The organism is Streptomyces toxytricini (genome assembly GCF_014649915.1).
Taxonomy (GTDB): domain Bacteria; phylum Actinomycetota; class Actinomycetes; order Streptomycetales; family Streptomycetaceae; genus Streptomyces; species Streptomyces toxytricini.
In genome coordinates, this window is the sequence record NZ_BMTY01000016.1 from 1 (window position 1) to 17,705 (window position 17,705).

The 17,705-nt window shown below is 74.9% G+C and carries 14 protein-coding genes and 1 pseudogene; 9 read left to right on the forward strand and 6 right to left on the reverse strand.

Annotated features, from left to right (window positions below; genetic code table 11):
• Positions 1-308: 308 nt before the first annotated feature.
• On the reverse strand, positions 309-1,088 hold the full coding sequence (locus tag IE170_RS20670) for a bestrophin-like domain (RefSeq protein ID WP_189810919.1): 780 nt from the start codon (positions 1,086-1,088) through the stop codon (positions 309-311).
• Between the two features lie 63 nt (positions 1,089-1,151).
• Positions 1,152-1,760 (reverse strand): hypothetical protein, encoded by a 609-nt coding sequence (locus IE170_RS20675; RefSeq protein ID WP_189810920.1) that lies wholly within the window; start codon positions 1,758-1,760, stop codon positions 1,152-1,154.
• A gap of 265 nt (positions 1,761-2,025) precedes the next feature.
• Here IE170_RS20675 and IE170_RS20680 point away from each other — a divergent pair, with 265 nt between their 5' ends.
• From IE170_RS20680 to IE170_RS20695, 4 genes are all read left to right on the forward strand, one after another.
• Positions 2,026-3,543: a M20/M25/M40 family metallo-hydrolase gene (locus IE170_RS20680; protein WP_268255660.1), complete on the forward strand. Its 1,518-nt coding sequence runs from the start codon at positions 2,026-2,028 to the stop codon at positions 3,541-3,543.
• A 391-nt stretch (positions 3,544-3,934) separates the two neighbouring features.
• The gene (locus IE170_RS20685) at positions 3,935-4,267 is read left to right on the forward strand and encodes a hypothetical protein (protein WP_189810921.1); all 333 of its coding nucleotides are present in this window, start codon (positions 3,935-3,937) and stop codon (positions 4,265-4,267) included.
• Between the two features lie 224 nt (positions 4,268-4,491).
• Positions 4,492-5,814, forward strand: coding sequence for a sensor histidine kinase (locus tag IE170_RS20690; protein WP_189810922.1), 1,323 nt, complete (start codon positions 4,492-4,494; stop codon positions 5,812-5,814).
• Positions 5,802-6,467: a response regulator transcription factor gene (locus IE170_RS20695; RefSeq protein WP_189810923.1), complete on the forward strand. Its 666-nt coding sequence runs from the start codon at positions 5,802-5,804 to the stop codon at positions 6,465-6,467. The genes IE170_RS20690 and IE170_RS20695 overlap by 13 nt, the downstream gene beginning before the upstream one ends.
• A gap of 4 nt (positions 6,468-6,471) precedes the next feature.
• Here the strand turns inward: IE170_RS20695 and IE170_RS20700 are convergent, their stop codons facing one another.
• Positions 6,472-7,677 (reverse strand): glycosyltransferase 87 family protein, encoded by a 1,206-nt coding sequence (locus IE170_RS20700; protein ID WP_189810924.1) that lies wholly within the window; start codon positions 7,675-7,677, stop codon positions 6,472-6,474.
• A 317-nt stretch (positions 7,678-7,994) separates the two neighbouring features.
• On the reverse strand, positions 7,995-9,710 hold the full coding sequence (gene metG, locus IE170_RS20705) for a methionine--tRNA ligase (RefSeq protein WP_189810925.1): 1,716 nt from the start codon (positions 9,708-9,710) through the stop codon (positions 7,995-7,997).
• Between the two features lie 568 nt (positions 9,711-10,278).
• Between metG and IE170_RS20710 the strand changes: the two genes are divergently transcribed.
• The gene (locus tag IE170_RS20710) at positions 10,279-10,731 is read left to right on the forward strand and encodes an RNA polymerase sigma factor (protein WP_223855883.1); all 453 of its coding nucleotides are present in this window, start codon (positions 10,279-10,281) and stop codon (positions 10,729-10,731) included.
• 875 nt (positions 10,732-11,606) lie between these two features.
• Positions 11,607-12,305: pseudogene (locus IE170_RS32790) on the forward strand (IclR family transcriptional regulator domain-containing protein); the annotation flags it as partial.
• A gap of 670 nt (positions 12,306-12,975) precedes the next feature.
• On the opposite strand, the gene IE170_RS20720 reads toward IE170_RS32790, so the two are convergent.
• On the reverse strand, positions 12,976-13,827 hold the full coding sequence (locus tag IE170_RS20720) for a LysR substrate-binding domain-containing protein (protein ID WP_189810927.1): 852 nt from the start codon (positions 13,825-13,827) through the stop codon (positions 12,976-12,978).
• 154 nt (positions 13,828-13,981) lie between these two features.
• On the opposite strand from IE170_RS20720, the gene IE170_RS20725 reads away from it, so the two are divergent.
• Both IE170_RS20725 and IE170_RS20730 read left to right on the forward strand, forming a co-directional pair.
• On the forward strand, positions 13,982-15,004 hold the full coding sequence (locus IE170_RS20725; protein WP_189810928.1) for a bile acid:sodium symporter family protein: 1,023 nt from the start codon (positions 13,982-13,984) through the stop codon (positions 15,002-15,004).
• A 76-nt stretch (positions 15,005-15,080) separates the two neighbouring features.
• Positions 15,081-15,515, forward strand: coding sequence for a (2Fe-2S) ferredoxin domain-containing protein (locus IE170_RS20730; RefSeq protein ID WP_189810929.1), 435 nt, complete (start codon positions 15,081-15,083; stop codon positions 15,513-15,515).
• Here the strand turns inward: IE170_RS20730 and fdhD are convergent.
• A complete protein-coding gene (fdhD, locus tag IE170_RS20735) occupies positions 15,512-16,351 on the reverse strand; it encodes a formate dehydrogenase accessory sulfurtransferase FdhD (protein WP_189811044.1) in 840 nt (279 codons plus the stop codon). The two genes, IE170_RS20730 and fdhD, sit on opposite strands and share 4 nt — an antisense overlap.
• 196 nt (positions 16,352-16,547) lie before the next feature.
• Here fdhD and IE170_RS20740 point away from each other — a divergent pair, with 196 nt between their 5' ends.
• The gene (locus IE170_RS20740; RefSeq protein WP_189810930.1) at positions 16,548-17,489 is read left to right on the forward strand and encodes a beta-ketoacyl-ACP synthase III; all 942 of its coding nucleotides are present in this window, start codon (positions 16,548-16,550) and stop codon (positions 17,487-17,489) included.
• Positions 17,490-17,705 lie beyond the last annotated feature (216 nt).

The following is a 17,705-nucleotide window of genomic DNA, read 5'->3' on the forward strand; positions in this document are numbered from 1 at the left end:
GACCGAAAGGGAGCGCCCTTGAGGGACCGGCCCGCCCCGGACACCATCAACTGCCGGGGACACCCCCAGCACCCTCCCTGATCCCGACCGATCGGCTACTGGCCACCCCGCACCCCCGCCGCCTCCCCGACCCGATCCATCGGCCACCGGCCACCCCGCACCCCCCGCCGCCTCCCCGACCCCGACCCATCGGCTTCCCCAACCCCCATCCCGCCCTCACCCCCCGACCCCGACCGCCCGGCTCCCAGCCAACCCTCACCCCCGCCGTCTCCCTCCGCCCCGAGTCCGCAACTCCCGTCCTTCCCCCCTCACGCCTTCGCCGCCATCGCCGCCGCTCGGGGGAACAGTTCCTGGAACGGGCTCGCCGAGTCGATTCCCTCGCGGCCGTACGGGGCGTCGAAGCTCCAGACCAGGAACAGCAGGAAGACGATCAGGGCGGTGAACATGCCGGCCAGCAGGAGTTCGCGGCTCGAGCGGCGAATCTGGAGGGTGAAGATCAGGCCGATCGTGACGACGCCGCCCGTCAGGAGGCCGAACCACACCACGTTCGGCAGGGTCGACTCGTCGCTCTGGACGCGCGAGTGGCGGGCGTCGTCGGCCGTTGCGATGTGGTCCAGCAGCGGCTGGTAGGCCTGGGCCTGGAGTTCGGTCGTGGGGCTCTGGTGGGTGACGTCGCTGCGCAGTTTCGCCAGCAGCTCGCCGCCTTCGGCGGACGCGTTCTCGCCCGCGGTCAGCTTCGGCCAGTCGACGGCGACGGTGTGGGCGACGTACGCGTCCACCTCGCCGCGGATGCGGTCCCGGACGGCCGCCGGGTAGACGTCGGCGCGCTGGCTGACCTCGTACAGCGCCTGCGCCTCGCGGCGCACGCTGTCCTCGGCGGCGCCGCGCGCCTCCCAGACGCCCGCGATGGCGAGGCCGAGGACGATCGCGTAGACCACGCCGACCATCATGGTCATGTACTCGATGACGTTCGGCGTTTCGCTGGTGTCCTCGTCCGGGGAGACCCGGCGGTGCCGGAGCGCGGTGAAGGCGAAGACGAGGGCGCAGACGAGCACCATGGCGGTGGCCAGGACCAGCCATTCGGACACGAGGGGTTCTCCCGTCGGGTAGTCGGGTAGTCGGGTCGGTTGGTGGGGCGCGGACGCCGGGCGTCAGCCGCGCCCCTTCGAGCGCGGTCGCAGGGCGGCCGCGGCGAGTACCGCCGGGGTGGTCACGACGGCCATGATCATCACGGTGGACAGGTTTCCCGCCTCGCGCGGAGGCGCCGCGTGTGAGCGGTACGGGCGCACCCGGAAGGCGGTCGTCTGCGCGGCCACCGCTGTCGGCGGGGGCGGGGCGGTCGCTGCGGGCGGCGGGGGCGCGGGATCCGGTGCGGGTGCCGGGGGCTCCGGAGGCGCGGGCAGGGCCTTCGCCGCGGCCGGCGGCGGGGGCGCGGAGGGGACTGTGGCGGCGGGGCCGTGCCCGGGGTGGTGCACGGTGGGCGCGGCCGGGACGGGGTCGAGGACGGGCGGCCGGACCGCGGGGGGCGGTCCGGGCGGGGGTGGCGGGGCGACGGGCGGGGCCGGGGGCTGCGGCGCCGGAAGCGGGGCCGGTTGGCAGGCGGCGGGGGCGGCCTGAGCCGAGGGGTGCTCGGGGGCGGTCGGTGCGGGGGGCTCGTCGGGGGTGGCGGCCGGGTCGTCGTACGCGTAGGCGACGTGGGCGTGCAGCGGACTGAGGGCCGCCGCCAGGCCTGCTCCGGCGAGGTACTGCCAAGCGGTCACCGCGGCCTCCGTTCCGCTGGGGGATGTGGGGGTGTCGGCAGAAGAAACGATCACGGCCGTGTCACGACACGCCCTCGGGCCCCGGGATCCCCTCACGGGGTAAGGCCCGTTCCCGGACGCCTCCGCGGGCGGCCTCCGGCGGACGTGGCGGGGGGTCACCCGGCCGGCCCAGTACGCCGCGGCGGTGCGCGCCGGGCCGCCCCATGATCGGAGCAGCGAATTGCCGCAGGTCGGCGAGGTGTCGGTCGGCCGGCAGACAGGGACGGTGGCGGTGGAAGCGGAGTTCGGGGACGGCGGGGCGGGCGGGCACGGCCTGGAGGCCGCGGTCGACGCCCTGATGGACGGGCTGCAGGCGGACCTCGTACGGCTCGCGGCGATCCCCTCCGTGGCGTTCCCCGGGCATCCGCCGGAACCGGTGCGGGAGGCGCACGACCTGGTCGCCTCGCTGCTGCGGGACGCCGGCGTGCCGGTGGTGGAGCGGCTGGACCTGCCGGACACGGCGCCGGTGGTGTACGCGGAGGTGCCGCCGCCGGAGCCGGACGCCCCGACGGTGCTGCTGTACGGGCACTACGACGTGCAGCCGGCGGGCGACCCGGCGCTGTGGCGCTCGCCGCCGTTCGAGCCGACGCCCGTGCCGGGCGGGCTGCGGGCGCGGGGCATCGCCGACGACAAGGCGAACCTGATCGCGTACGTGGGCATGCTGCGGCTGTACGGGGGCCGCCCGCCGGTCGGGATCAGGCTGGTGGTGGAGGGACAGGAGGAGTACGGCAGTGCCTTCCCCGACTACCTGCGGGCCGACCCGGAGCGCTTCGCCTGCGATGCGGTGGTGATCGCGGATGTCGGCGGCCTGCGGCCGGGGACGCCCACGCTGACGACGGGGCTGCGCGGGACCGCCGAGGTGGCGGTGGAGGTGCGGACGCTGGCCGAGCCGCTCCACAGCGGCGAGTTCGGCGGTGCGGCCCCGGACGCCCTGCTGGTGCTGCTGCACGCGCTGTCGACCCTGCACGACGCGAACGGCGACGTCGCCGTGCCCGGTCTGCGGCGCGAGCCGTGGCACGAGCCGGAGGCCGGGTGCGCGGAGGAGGAGTTCCGCGACCTGGCCGCGGTGCACGACGGGCTGCCGCTGCAGGGCACCGGAACGCTCGGCGAACGGCTGTGGAGCGGGCCCGCGGTGACCGTCGTCGGGCTCGATGCGCCGGCCGTCGACGGCGCCTCGTCGTCGGTGGTGCCGTACGCGCGGGCCCGTCTGGACCTGCGGTTCCATCCGCGGCAGGATCCGGTCGAGGCGCAGGACGCGCTCGTACGGCACCTGCGGGCGCAGCGGCCGTTCGGGGTCCCGCTGACGGTGGTCCCGGGCGCCGCCGGCCCCGGTTTCGAGGCGCGGACGGGCGGGCCCGCGTACCGGGCGGCGCTGACGGCGCTGAAGGAGGCGTGGGGCACGGCGGCCACGCCCGTCGCCTCGGGCGGTTCGATGCCGCTGGTGCGCGCGCTGGCCGCGGCCGCGCCGCAGGCCGAGGTGCTGCTGTTCGGGGCGCAGGACAGCATGTGCAAGGCGCACGCCCCGAACGAGCGGGTGCTGCTGTCGGAGCTGCGGGGCACGGTGGTGGCCATGGCGGCGTTCGTGAGGGAGTACGCGGCGGACTACCGGGCGGGGGGCCGGTCGGACGGCTGGAGCGTGTCCGGCCACACGAACCGACCAGCTCGCCATCGCCCTGCCAGGCCGCACTCCACCCCGCCGGCATCCTCGTCTGGGCTCGACGCCAACCAAAGGGACAGAAGCTAGGCCAAAAGTGGACACACCACAGCAGGCTCGATACGGTCGAGTTGAAGGAGCCGCGGTCGCAGCAGTCGCATCCGGTACGCAGGCCGACCGACGCCGGAGCCGGAACGCACTGGCCGAACGCACTCCGCGCCATTCCATGCACGGCACCACCGGCCCCGTACGAGGGGCGTGGGTACGGCCGGATCGACAGGCGCACCAATCCAAGCGACGGCACCCCGCATGAGGCGATTCGACGCCGTGCCCGGCGCGGCGGCCAGCCACTTCGATGTCCTTCTTCACGCTCAGCGCGGGCCGAAGCAGACGAGTGGAGCACGAAATGCGGAATTACAGCAGCAAGACAAGAAGGTTCGCCTCCGCCCTCGCCGCGGCCTCGTTGGCAGCCGCCGTTCCCGTGGCAGCTGCCGGCACCGCCGAAGCCAACCCGGCCTCCAGCAGGGTCAAGGTCGGCGGCACCGCGAGCTGCGAGCGGTTCGAGGACACAACGGTGACCCAGGTGTCGATCACCCCGAAGGGCAGGTCCGCCAAGACGGCCGATCTCTCGGGCGAGGACGTGACGGAGACGTACTCGGTCACCTTCACGAACATCCCGAAGGGCAAGGGCCTGACGGCCAACGCCACGGTCAACTGCGAGGACAGTGACGGACAGGCGCACACGTACAGCAAGAGCTTCTCCATCACGAGGCCGGCCGGCACCACGGAAAACCAAACCCTCAACCTCAAGTAGCTCCCCTCCACGCAGAACGGATGAGCCGCCCCCGTCCGTGTCAGATGCAGGCAGCGAAGGCCCCCGACCTCCCGGGGGCCTTCTAAGGTGGCAGGTCGGCCTGTTCCGGGCATGGCCGTACCGGCAATTGCGCAAGTACTGCCGCCAAGTCGCCGTGTGACGTTGCGCCGGCGCCTCCGCCCCTGCCCCGGGGCCTCGCGGGGAGCTCGACTAGGGTGGTCGGCATGTCCCGTTTCGGCCCCTTGCCGGATGCCGTGCCCGTGCCCCTGGACCCGCCGCCGGCCGTGTGGGCGATGTTGCGGCGGCCGGGGCGCTTCCTGCTGTCGTGGTGGCCGTGGCGCTGCTGGGCCCACGCGGTCGGCGGTGCCGTCGTGGGGTACGCGGTGCTCCTCGTGCTCGGGCTGCTCGTCTTCCTCGGAGTGGTCACCGCGGTCGCCGGGGTGGGGCTGCTGCTGCTGGTGTGCACGGTGGTCGCCGCGGTGCCGTTGGGGCGCTTCGAGCGGTGGCGGCTGCGGTGGGTGGAGCCGGTTCCGGTTCCGGATCCCCATCCCCCGGTCGCCGGCGGCAACCCCGGGGCGTGGCTGTGGTCCCGGCTGCGGGAGCGGGCGACCCGGCGGGAGTTGGCGTATGTGGCGCTGCTGGGGCCGGTGTTCGGAGCGGCCGGGTTCGGGGTGTTGGTGCTGCTGGCGTTCTCGCTGATCCTGGTGGCGGTTCCCGTGATCGTGTGGGCGATCGCCCCGGACACGGTGATGCTGATCCCCGGTCGGGCGGTGTCGAGCCCCTGGGAGGGGCTCGCCGGTACGGCTGTCGGTCTGGCGGGGCTGGTGGCGGCCGCGTATGCGGGCGGGCTGTTGGCGGTCGCGCAGGTGAAGACGGCGCGGATGCTGCTCGGGCCGCGTGCGGAGGATCCTCAGGTGGTGGAGCTGACCCGGTCCCGGGTTCGCTTGGTGGAGGCGTTCGAGGCCGAGCGGCGGCGTATCGAGCGGGACCTGCACGACGGCGCGCAGCAGCAGCTGGTGGCGCTCAGCATGACGCTGGGGCTGGCCGAGCGGGAGCTGCGGGGCGTGCCGGAGGCGGCGCGCGCGGCGGAACTGGTGGGGCGGGGGCGTCAGGAGGCGAAGCTGGCTCTGGCGCAGTTGCGGGAGCTGGTGCGCGGAATCCATCCGCGGGTGCTGACCGACCACGGGCTGGCGGCCGCGGTGGCGGAGGTGGCGCTGCGTCATCCCGTGCCGGTGGCAGTGGATTTGGGCGGCGTACCGCGGCTGCCGGGTCCGGTGGAGGCGACGGCCTACTTCACGGTGGCGGAGGCGCTGGCGAATGCCGCCAAGCACAGCGGTGCCTCGCAGGTGCGGGTGTGGGGCCGGGTCGACTCCGGGGTGCTGTCGCTGTCGGTGTGCGACGACGGCCGGGGCGGCGCGGATCCGGAGGCTGGTGCCGGTTTGGCGGGGCTGGCCGACCGGTTGGCGGTACTGCGGGGGAGACTGACGGTGTCGAGTCCGGTGGGCGGGCCGACCGAACTGCGTGTGGAGGTGCCGTGCTCCGGCTGATCCTGGCCGAGGACTCCGTCCTGCTGCGGGCGGGTCTCGCGGAGGTGCTGAGCCGCAGCGGGCACCAGGTGGTCGCGGCCGTCGGCGATGCGGAGGGGCTGCTGAGGGCGGTTGCGGCGGAGCGGCCGGACGTGGTCGTCACGGACGTGCGGATGCCGCCCGACCACCGGGACGAGGGGCTGCGGGCCGCGCTGGAACTGCGGTCCGGGGATCCGGCGCTGCCGGTCCTGGTGCTGTCGCAGTACGTGGCGACCGCGTATGCGGCCCGCCTGTTCAGCGGGGCTCCGGGGTCGGCGGGCGGGCTCGGCTACCTGCTGAAGGACCGGGTCGGCGAGGTCGACGAGTTCCTGGACGCCCTGGAGCGGGTGGCAGCGGGGCAGACGGTGATCGACCCGGAGGTGGTGCGCGTCCTGCTCGCCCACCGTCCCGGCGGCCATCCGCTGGCCCGGCTGACGCCGCGCGAGCGGGAGGTGCTCGCGCTGATCGCGGAGGGGCTGAACAACCAGGCGGTGGCGGCGCGGCTGTTCGTCACCGAGGCGGCCGTCGTCAAGCATGCGAGCAGCATCTTCACCAAGCTGGACCTCGACCCTGTGGAGGGCAACCGGCGCGTTCTCGCGGTCCTGGCGCACTTGCGGGGCGCGGCCGCCGGCTGACCCGTCACCGCCCGGTGCGGCCCGAGGGCACCGGCAGGTGCCGGGAGCGGGCGACGATGCGGGGGGTCCGCGCCGGCCGGGCGGTCGTACGGGCCCACACGACGAGGAGTACCGGCAGGGCCAGGTAGCCGAAGCGGCCCGCCGGGGCCAGCAGGAAGGCCAGTGCCAGGCCGAGGGCGAGGCGGTCCGCGGCCTCGGCGGCGGTCCGCGGCGGGCGGACCGCGAGGGAGGCGGCGACAGCGAGGCCGGCCAGGAGGAGCAGGGCGGCGGCGAGGGCCCAGCCGCCGGGGACGAGGTCGGCGAGCAGCCGGCCGGGGAGCGGGCTGCTCGCCGGGGTCGGTACGTCGGCCCGGCCGGTCGGGAAGAGGAACACCTGCCGCCACATCTCCCCCGGCTGGAGCAGGGCGCCGGGCAGCACCAGCAGAGCGGTGCAGGCGGCGGCAGCCAGGACTGCGCGCACCGCCGTACGCCGTCCCGCGCGGGCGGCGAGCAGGGCCGCGGCGACGGCGACGGCGGGCAGCGCCGTCCACTTCAGGGCGCAGGCCGCTGCGAGGGCGGCCCCGGTGAGGACGGGCCGGCCGGCCCCGGCCGCGGCCAGGGCGAGGCAGCACAGCCCGGCGAGGGGCAGGTCGATGCCGCTGACGGCCAGGGGCAGGGCCACGACCGGGGAGGCGGTCAGCACGGGCAGCCATGCGGGGCGGGAGGCGCCGGAGAGCCGCGAGGCGCCGGAGAGCCGCGAGGCGCCGGAGAGCCGGGCTGCACCCCACAGCGCGGCGAAGAAGGCGGCCGCGCACCAGATGCGGGGGTCGCCGGCCCGGCCCAGCAGCGCCTGCGGGACGCCGAAGAGGGCCATGCCGGGCAGATAGGGGGTGTACGCGTCGACGCCGGCGGGGTCCTCCACGTAGAGGCGGCCGGTGTCGAGGAGCAGTCGGCCGGAGCGGGCGACGACCGTGACCTCGGACTGGCCCCGGCCGGTCAGGACGAGCCAGGCGAGGGGGACGGCGACGGCTCCCGTGAGGGCGGCGGCGACTGCGGCCCGGGGGCTGCGGGCGGTGAGCGCGGCAGCGGCGAGGTAGCCGGCCGCGGCGCACCAGCCCCAGGTGCGGTGGGGGCCGAGGGTGGAGAAGAGGGGGAAGGCCAGCGCCCAGGCGGCCGCGAGCAGCCAGAGCACGGTGCGTGCGCCGGGGCGCCCGGCGAGGGAGGGGATCATGCGCCCATTCCAGCGGCGCGGACCCGGTCCGGTCTGCACGGTCAGGTCGAGGCTCTGCGGTCGGGTTTCCCCTACCGCTGCGGGTCCGCCCCCGCGGGCCCGGGCAGGGTGTCGCCGTCGGTTGCGGCGGGGCAGCGTGAACGAACGCAGTCCGGTGTCGGGCCGGTCGCTGCGCCCAGCAGTGCAGGTCGGGCGTCGACGGGCGGCGCGCTGCCGTGCGGGCGGGCCGAGCCGCCGGGTGGAGGACCGGTGGAAGCCGCCGAGGGCGGCACCGGGACGGGTGCCGCCCTCGTGGGAGCAGGGTGTGCCGGGCCGGGTCAGGCCGCCTCGACGCCGCCGAAGCGCTCCCGGTACGCCTCCAGGTCCTCCTCGGTGATCTTCGCGAAGAGCACCGGGGGAACGGTGAACGGGGTGCCGGCCGGGACCGCGTCCAGGGCCTTGGCGTGCTCCTGCGTGATCCAGACGGCGTTGTCGTCGGCCAGCTGGAACGCCGAGCGCATCGCCCGCGCCGACGCCGGGATGAACGGCTCGGAGACCACCGAGTAGAGGTGGATGAGGTTCATCGCGGTGCGCAGCGTGAGGGCCGCGCCCTCCGGGTCGGTCTTGATCTCCAGCCAGGGGGCCTTCTCCTCCAGGTAGGAGTTGCCGGCCGACCACAGGGCGCGCAGGGCGGCCGCGGCCTTGCGGAACTGGAGCGCGTCCATGTGGCCCTCGTACTCGGCCAGCAGCTCGGCGATCTGGGCGCCGAGCCGGGTCTCGGCCTCGCCGGCGTCCTTGCCCGCGGGGACCTCGTCGCCGAAGCGCTTGCGGGAGAAGGACAGCACGCGGTTGACGAAGTTGCCGAGGGTGTCGGCGAGGTCCTTGTTGACCGTGGCGGTGAAGTGCTCCCACGTGAAGGACGAGTCGTCGGACTCGGGCGCGTTGGCGATGAGGAAGTAGCGCCAGTAGTCGGCGGGGAGGATCTCCAGCGCCTGGTCGGTGAAGACGCCGCGCTTCTGCGAGGTGGAGAACTTGCCGCCGTAGTAGGTCAGCCAGTTGAAGGCCTTGACGTAGTCGACCATCTTCCAGGGCTCGCGGACGCCGAGCTCGGTGGCGGGGAACATCACCGTGTGGAACGGGACGTTGTCCTTGGCCATGAACTGGGTGTAGCGGACGTCGGCGGCCTCGTACCACCAGGACTTCCAGTCGCGGGCGGCCGGGTCGAGGTCCGCCCACTCCTTGGTGGCGCCGATGTACTCGACGGGCGCGTCGAACCAGACGTAGAAGACCTTGCCCTCGGCGGCCAGGTCCGGCCAGGTGTCCGCGGGGACCGGGACGCCCCAGTCGAGGTCGCGGGTGATGGCGCGGTCGTGCAGGCCCTCGGTCAGCCACTTGCGGGCGATGGAGGACGCCAGCTGCGGCCACTCCTCCTCGTGCCGGGCGACCCACTGCTCGACCTCCTGCTGGAGCTCGGACTGCAGCAGGAAGAGGTGCTTGGTCTCGCGGACTTCGAGGTCGGTGGAGCCGGAGATCGCCGAGCGGGGCTCGATCAGGTCGGTCGGGTCCAGGACGCGGGTGCAGTTCTCGCACTGGTCGCCGCGGGCCTTGTCGTAGCCGCAGTGCGGGCAGGTGCCCTCGACGTAGCGGTCGGGGAGGAAGCGGCCGTCGACCGGCGAGTACACCTGCCGGATGGCGCGCTCCTCGATGAAGCCGTTGGCGTGGAGCTGCCGGGCGAAGTGCTGGGTGATCTCGCGGTTCTGCTCGGAGGAGCTGCGTCCGAAGTAGTCGAAGGACAGCTCGAAGCCGTCGTACACGGCCTTCTGCGCGTCGTGGGCCTGGGCGCAGAACTCGGCGACGGACAGGCCCGCCTCCTTGGCGGCGAGCTCGGCGGGGGTGCCGTGCTCGTCGGTGGCGCAGATGTAGAGGACGTCGTGGCCGCGCTGGCGGAGGTACCGGGCGTACACATCCGCCGGAAGCATCGACCCGACCATGTTGCCCAGGTGCTTGATCCCGTTGATGTAGGGAAGCGCGCTGGTGATCAGGTGTCGAGCCATCCTCGGATGCTCCATTTCATATATGCGGTTGCGACGTGCCGTGACGGATTGTGATCCGGTTCATCGTATCGAACCGCCGAATGGGCACGCGCCCGCATTTCTCTCGGGTGGGCTTAATGCAAAAGCGAGGGAAGTGACCTCAGCGTCACGGCCCTCGCCATGGGGTCATGCTACAGGCGGAGGTGGGCGCGTCCGACCGCCGTCCGCGGGGCGGCCGCGGGAGCGGACGGCGCTCGCGCGGGACGGAAACGGAGGGCGGGGTGGCGTCCGGCATATGCGTACGTACCCGCTGGAGCCGGGTGCGATCGAAAACCGTCAGCTACTGATCATCACCGAACGTAATGCTCCAGCTTCATCGATCCACGCACCGGCGCACGCCCGCGCTGCCACTCTGAGCCGCGCACGCGGCATGAGGTGAGGTGGAGCGGTGAGCGATGGCGGACCAGAGGAGTCCGGTGGGGCCGTGGGACTGCCCAGCCGACGGCGGCGGCCCACACCCATGAGCCAGTGGAACCCGACGGCACGCTTGTCGTACTGGGCGTTCCACGCCAACCGGAGGCCCTCGTACATGCGTTTCGCGTACTTGCAGCTGGGCTCCGACGCGGCTGCCGAGGACGCGGTGGACGCGACGTTCGACTCGATCATGCACGAGTGGCTGCGGATGCTGCACATGGACCGGCTCGACGCCTACGCCTGGACCATCCTCAAACAGCGCCTCGTCGACCGGCAGCGGGCAAGCAGCACCGGGCCCGAGCCCATGCACGTCACGGCCTTCGAAGCCGCCCTCAAGGAGGCCCACGCCGACCGGTACGCGGTCCTGGCCGACACCATCCGCTTCTACTCCGCCGTCTCCCGCCTCGCCGAACGCCAGCGCGACGCCGTACTGCTGCGCTACGGCCTCCAGTGCACCCCCCGCGAGGCCGCCTCCGTGATGGGCGTCGACGAGGCCACCGTCCGCTCGCAGCTCGGCCAGGCGCACCGGCGGCTCGCCCGCCTGCTCGACGCCTCCGCCGGATCATGACGCGGGGCGAGCAGGGGCAGCCGTACGGCGACGACGCCGCCCGCCGCCCGCTGACCGAGTTCCTGGCCCGGGCGGGCGTCCGCGACCGCTACCCCCACTACGACCTCGGCGCCGCCGAAGCCCGCCTGCTGCGCACCGCCCGCCGCAAGGGCGCCGCCCCGGCCGTACGGCGCCGCGCGTACGGCTGGAGCGACCCGGGCCGGGACCACCCGCTGGACGCCGAGCGGGCACGGCGCGACCTCAAGGCCGCCTGCCTGGAGGCGGTCTGCTCCCCGCGCGCCGGGGCGCAGCTGGCGTCGTTCCTGCGGACGGCGCACACCGACCTGGCCGGCGCCGCCGTCTTCGGCTGCCTGCTGCACCTGGCGGGGCTCCGCGACGGGGCGCGGTTCTGGTGGCAGTACGCGGCCGGCTCCGGGCGGGCAGGGACCGCGCCCGCCGCGTACTGCCTGTTCCTGGACCACTCCCGGCGCGGCGAGCACCACGACGCCGGCGTCTGGGCGCGCGAGCTGGTCCGGCGCGGCTTCCGCCCCGGCGGCCGCCGGGACCTCCGCGAGGTCACGCTGTGCGCGCAGGCGGCCGTGCTGCGCTACGTCGACCAGCTCGACGACCCCGACCTGGGGCCGGTGCCGCTCCCGCGGCCGGGTCTGCCGGCTGTGCTGGAGGTGTTCCGGGCACCGGTTCCGGCGGCGGGCGGCCCCGCGGCCGGATCCGGCAGCGGGGGCGGGGACGGCCGGACCGGGGACGGGGGCACGGCGGAGGCCCCCGCCGGGGTCGGGCCCGTCCCGGCCCGGGCCGGGTCCGGGCCGGCCGCCGGCAGCGGGGCCGGGGGCGGGCGTACGGGTACGGGCGAGGCGCTCGCCGAGGCGCGGCGCGCACTGGCCGTCGTACGGGTCCTGGAGAAGCACCCCCTGGGCGTACGGGCCTCCCAGCTCGCCCGGGAGGCCGCCCTCGCCGAGCCGGAACTCGCCCCGCTGCTGGCGATGCTCTGCGAGGAGGAGTACGCGTACCGGCCCGGCGCGGGCGTGTACGCGCGGGGGCCCGCCCTGGACCGGCTCGCCGCGCCCGGCACGGGCGGGCTGGCGGGGCAGCTCCAGCGCACGCTGTCGCTGGCGCGGGACAGCGCCGGGGCGGCCGTCTACCTGAGCCGGTACGCGGACGGCGAAGTCAGGATCACCCAGATGGCCGACGGACCGGCCGCGCCGCCGGTGCGGGAGTGGGTGGACTTCACCGCGGCCGCACACGCCAGCGCGGTGGGCAAGTGCCTGCTGACGCAGCTGGACCCCGACGGGCGGCGCGACCACGTCGCCCGGCACCGGCCGGCCCGGCTCACCCCGCGGACGATCACCGACAGCCGGGCGCTGTTCTCCGCGCTGGACGCGGTGGCGCCCGGGGCGCCGGTGTTCGACCTGCGCGAATACTCGCCCGGGGTGGTGTGCTCGGCCGTCCCCATCGCGGCAGGAGCCGCCGCGGGGAGCCTCGCGCTGTCGCTGCCCGCGTCGCACGCCCACCGGCTGCACGAGGCCACGGCCGCGCTGCGCCGCAAGGCCGTCCCGGTCCTGCTGGCCCTGCTGCTCTCCGGCGCCATCCCGCCTGACGCGGCGACGGACGGCGACGGGGCGGACCCGGCGGGTGGGGACCCGCCCGCGGACGGTTCGGGGGCGGAGCCGTCCGGGACGTCGGGGCACACCGGCCCGGCCGCCGGGCGCACGACGTGCCCCGGGCGGGGCGGCGACGGCGGGCGGGTCACCCGCCCCGATCCCGCCGCGGCGCCGCAGCCGACCCGGGTCACTGCGGAAACGCTGCGGCACCTGCGCAGCCTCTTCCGCACGCCGCTGGTCGGGGCCGCCGCGGCCGCAGCGGCCGGACCGCACCTGGTCAGCGACCCGGCGGCGGAGGCGGCCTACCTGTTCGAAGCCGGCCCGGACGGCGGCCCGCCCCGCCTGGCCCTCCCCCGCACGTTCGCACCGCTGACCCCGGGCAGCCTGCGAACGCGCGGCGGGTTGGTGGTCCTGGGCACGTGAGGCGGGGCGCGGGCGGGGGCCGCCGGGGTTGGCCGCCCCGGCGCACGCCTTTGGCCGCGGCGGCCGGGTCCTGCACCGCGCTGCTGCGGGCCGAGCCCCTCGGAATGCCCCCCCGGCACACGCCTCCGCCGCCCGCCACGGGCCCGGCCGCGGCCGCTGGCCGGCGGGTGCACCCGCCGGCCGCGGCGCGTACGTCCCCCGGTGCGGGGTCGCCCCGGGCGTCTCAGCCCGCCCGTGTCAGCCGGTCCGCGCCCGACAGCACCGCCGCGGCCAGTGCCTCCGCGGCGGGCGAGACACGCGGTCCGCGGAGCAGGGCGAACTCCACGGAGCCGAGGTCCGGCAGCCCGGATACGCGGGTGAGGCCCGGTGGGACCAGCCCGCGGGTGTGCGCCATCACGCCCAGCCCGGCGCGCGCCGCGGCGACCAGGCCGCTCAGGCTGCCGCTCGTACAGGCGATGCGCCAGGCCCGGCCGTTCCGCTCCAGCACCTCCAGCGCCCGCGCCCGGGTGATGCCCGGCGGCGGGAACACGATCAGCGGAACCGGCCGGTCCGGGTCCACGCGGAGCCCCTCGGCACCGATCCACACCATCCGGTCCCGCCACACCAGCCGGCCCCGCTCGTCCTCGGGCCCGCGCCGCTTCGCCAGGACCAGGTCCAGGCGGCCCGCGTCGAGCCGTTCGTGCAGCGTCCCCGACAGCTCCACCGACAGCTCCAGGTCGACCTCCGGGTGCTGGTGCCGGAAGGCCTCCAGGATCTCCGGCAGCCGGGTCAGGACGAAGTCCTCCGACGCCCCGAACCGCAGCCGGCCCCGCAGCCGGGTGCCGGTGAACCAGGCCGCCGCCCGCTCGTGCGCCTCCAGGATGGTCCGGGCGAATCCGAGCATCGCCTCGCCGTCCTCCGTCAGCTCCACGCGGTGCGTGTCCCGCAGGAACAGCGGCCGGCCCGTCGCCTCCTCCAGCCGCCGCACGTGCTGGCTGACCGTGGACTGCCGCACCCCCAGCCGGCCGGCGGCCTGCGTGAAGCTCAGCGTCTGGGCCACCGTGAGGAACGTGCGCAGCTGCACCGGGTCGTACATGGCGCCCATCGTCCCACGGCCATCATGCAGCGCGATGGCAGTCAGTGCGGTGTACGGGTTTCCCGATGAGCGGTGCGGGCCGACGATATGAGGGGGCGCCGTCGCCACCGGCCCAGCCCGCCCGCCCGCCATCGACCGCAAGTGAGCCCCGCCCATGCCCCGCCGCCTCCGACTGCCCGCCCGGCTGCCGCTGGACCCGTACGTACTGGCCCTGCTCGGCACCGTCGCCCTCGCCTCCCTGCTCCCTGCCCGCGGGACGGCCGCGAGCCTCGCGCAGGGCGCTGCCACCGCCGCCGTCGCGCTGCTGTTCTTCCTCTACGGGGCGCGCCTGTCCACCCGCGAGGCGCTGGACGGGCTGCGGCACTGGCGGCTCCACCTGACGGTGCTGGCCTGCACCTTCGTGCTGTTCCCGGTGCTGGGCCTGGCGGCCCGCGGGCTGGTGCCGTGGCTGCTGACGCCGCCGCTGTACGGGGGGCTGCTGTTCCTGTGCGCGGTCCCGTCCACCATCCAGTCGTCGATCGCGTTCACGTCGATCGCCCGGGGGAACGTGCCCGCGGCGATCTGCGCGGGCTCCTTCTCCAGCCTCGCCGGGATGGTCCTCACGCCGCTGCTGGCCGCCGTGCTGGTCGGCGGCACCGTGGGCGGGTTCTCCGCGGACGCGCCGGTGCGGATCGCGCTCCAGCTGCTGGTGCCGTTCCTGCTCGGGCAGGCCCTGCGCCCGCGGATCGGCGGCTTCGTCACCCGGCACCGGGCGGCCCTGGGGTTCGTGGACCGCGGATCGATACTGCTGGTGGTGTACGCGGCGTTCAGCGCGGGCGTCGCCGCCGGGGTCTGGCACCGCGTCGGGGTGGTGCGGCTGGGGGCCCTGCTCGCGGTGGAGGCCGTACTGCTCGGGGTGATGCTGCTGGTGACCTGGTACGGGGCGAAGCGGCTCGGGTTCGGGAGGGCGGACCGGATCGCGATCCAGTTCGCCGGGTCGAAGAAGAGTCTGGCGGCGGGGCTGCCGATGGCGAGCGTGCTGTTCGGGGCGCAGGCGAGCCTGGCGGTGCTGCCGTTGATGCTGTTCCACCAGATGCAGCTGATGGTGTGCGCCGTGCTGGCGCGCCGCCGCGCCCGGGACCCGGAGGAGGAGGCCGGGGCCGGGGCGGCCGTCGCGGCGGCGGGTGCGCGTCCGTGACGGGGCCTGCGGGGTGTGGCGGAGGTCTCCCCCGGCTGCGGACGCCCGTGCGGGCGGGGGCCGTTAACGTTCGGTGGTGACCTGGATACGCCCGCTCGGCGCCCGTGCCGAACGCCCCTGCACCCTCGTCGTCTGCCGCGGCTGCTGCTGCGGGGACCCGCGCAAGAACCCGGGGACCGACCACGTCGGCCAGCTGGCCCGGCTCCAGGAGGCGGCCGCGGCCTCCGGCGGGCGTATCGCCGTACGGACGAGCGACTGCCTGGGCCCGTGCGCGCAGGCCAACGTCGTCGTGGTGCAGCCCGCGACGGAGGCGCGGCGGCGGGGCGCCCGCGCGGCGTGGTTCGGGTGGGCGCTGGACGACACGGCGACGGACGAGGTCATCGCCTGGGCGGAGGCGGGCGGCCCGGGCGTGGCCCCGCTGCCGGCGACGCTGGACCTGCACCGCATCGAGCCGCCGGAGCCGAAACCGGCGTCCGGCGGCCGGGGCGGCAGGTCGCGACGGAGCCGCTAGTCGACCTCGGCGGGAAGCTCGATGCGCTCCTCGCCCGCGTAGATGTTCATGTCCCCTCCGCGCAGGAAGCCGATCAGGGTGAGCCCCGCCTCCTGGGCGAGGTCGACGGCCAGTGAGGACGGCGCCGAGACGGCCGCGAGGACGGGGATGCCGGCCATGACGGCCTTCTGGGCGAGTTCGAATGAAGCCCGGCCGGAGACGAGCAGCACCGATCCCGCCAGCGGCAGCCGCCCGGCCTGCACGGCCCGGCCGATGATCTTGTCGACGGCGTTGTGCCGGCCGACGTCCTCGCGGACGTCGAGCAGCTCGCCGCTCGCCGAGAACAGGCCGGCGGCGTGGAGCCCGCCGGTACGGTCGAAGACCTTCTGGGCGGCGCGCAGCCGGTCGGGCAGTTCGCCGACGAGGCCGACGGGAAGGCGGACGGGGTCGGCGGCGGGCGGGAAGCGGGTCGCCGTGCGGACGGCGTCCAGGCTGGCCTTGCCGCACAGGCCGCAGGAGGACGTCGTGTACACGTTCCGTTCGAGCGTGATGTCCGGCAGGGCCACGCCCGGGGCGAGCTGCACGTTCACGACGTTGTACGTGTTGGAGCCGTCCTCGGTGGCGCCCTCGCAGTACGTGACGGCCCGTACGTCGTCCGCGGCGCCCACGACGCCTTCGCTGACGAGGAAGCCGACGGCGAGGGCGAAGTCGTCGCCGGGGGTGCGCATGGTGATCGCGAGCGGCTTGCCGTTCAGGCGGATCTCCAGCGGCTCCTCCGCGACGAGCGTGTCGGGGCGCGCTCCGGCGAGGCCGCCCCGGACCCTGACGACGCGGCGGCGCTCGGTGACCCGTCCCATGGTGTTCAGCCCGCCCGTCCTCGCCGCCCGTGCACTGTCGTCGTACACCTGTCGGGCCCATTGTCCCGGATCGGGCGGAGGCTGTGGAATCTCCAAATTCCCGGGCGGTAATCCTGTGGGAACCCTCGCACCCGTACCGACCGGTAGCCGGTCAAGCTGGGTGATCCTGACTGCCGTACGAGGGGGATTCGCGCCCATGACCGGTTCACGCGTGGTGGCGCTGGGGCACTACCAGCCTGCCGGAGTGCTCACCAACGAGGACCTGGCGGCCATGGTCGACACCAGCGACGAGTGGATCCGCTCGCGCGTCGGCATCAAGACCCGGCACATAGCGGGGGACGACGAGCCGGTGGACGAGCTGGCCTTCCACGCGGCGGGCAAGGCCCTCGCCGGCGCGGGCCTCGTCCCGGACGACGTCGACCTCGTCCTGGTGGCCACGTCCACGGCCATCGACCGCTCCCCGAACACGGCCGCACGGGTCGCGGCCAAGCTGGGCATGGGCGGCGGGCCCGCGGTGATGGACATCAACGTGGTCTGCTCGGGCTTCACGCACGCCCTGGCGGCGGCGGACCACGCGATCCGCGCCGGGTCCGCGCGGCGCGCCCTGGTGATCGGCGCGGACAAGATGACCGCGATCACGGACTGGACCGACCGCACGACCTGCGTCCTGACGGGCGACGGGGCGGGCGCGGCGGTCGTCGAGGCGAGCCCCGAGCCGGGCATCGGGCCGGTCCTGTGGGGCTCCGTCCCGGAAATGGGCCACGCCGTCCGCATCGAGGGCACTCCCCCGGTCTTCGCCCAGGAGGGCCAGGCCGTGTACCGATGGACGACGGGCCGGCTGCCCGCGCTGGCCCGCGAGGTGTGCGAGAGGTCGGGGATCACCCCGGAGGAGCTGGCGGGTGTGGTGCTGCACCAGGCCAACCTGCGGATCATCGAGCCGCTGGCCCGGAAGATCGGCGCGGTGAACGCGGTCGTCGCCCGGGACGTCGTCGACTCGGGGAACACCTCGGCGGCCAGCATCCCGATGGCGCTGTCGAAGCTGGTGCAGCGCGGCGAGATCCCGTCGGGCGCCCCGGTCCTCCTCTTCGGCTTCGGCGGCAACCTCTCGTACGCCGGCCAGGTCATCGCCTGCCCGTGACCCCCGGGGCATGCCGCCCCGCCCGGGAGGCATGCCCGCAGGTCAGGGAGCACCCCGCCGCCGAAATACCTGGTCGGAACCACGCCGAACTGCTGCTATTGTTGTCCATGTCGCCGCGGGAAACCGGGGCGGTCACCTGGTCCGGGTGGCGGAATGGCAGACGCGCTAGCTTGAGGTGCTAGTGCCCTTTATCGGGCGTGGGGGTTCAAGTCCCCC

Bases quoted from the DNA above. Each gene is read 5' to 3' on its own strand.
- IE170_RS20720 (WP_189810927.1), bottom strand. From the start codon at position 13,827: ATGTACGACCCGGTGCAGCTGCGCACGTTCCTCACGGTGGCCCAGACG.
- IE170_RS20700 (WP_189810924.1), bottom strand. From the start codon at position 7,677: ATGATCCCCTCCCTCGCCGGGCGCCCCGGCGCACGCACCGTGCTCTGG.
- metG (WP_189810925.1), bottom strand. From the start codon at position 9,710: ATGGCTCGACACCTGATCACCAGCGCGCTTCCCTACATCAACGGGATC.
- IE170_RS20725 (WP_189810928.1), top strand. From the start codon at position 13,982: ATGCCCCGCCGCCTCCGACTGCCCGCCCGGCTGCCGCTGGACCCGTAC.
- fdhD (WP_189811044.1), bottom strand. From the start codon at position 16,351: ATGGGACGGGTCACCGAGCGCCGCCGCGTCGTCAGGGTCCGGGGCGGC.
- IE170_RS20740 (WP_189810930.1), top strand. From the start codon at position 16,548: ATGACCGGTTCACGCGTGGTGGCGCTGGGGCACTACCAGCCTGCCGGA.
- IE170_RS20710 (WP_223855883.1), top strand. From the start codon at position 10,279: ATGCGTTTCGCGTACTTGCAGCTGGGCTCCGACGCGGCTGCCGAGGAC.
- IE170_RS20690 (WP_189810922.1), top strand. From the start codon at position 4,492: ATGTCCCGTTTCGGCCCCTTGCCGGATGCCGTGCCCGTGCCCCTGGAC.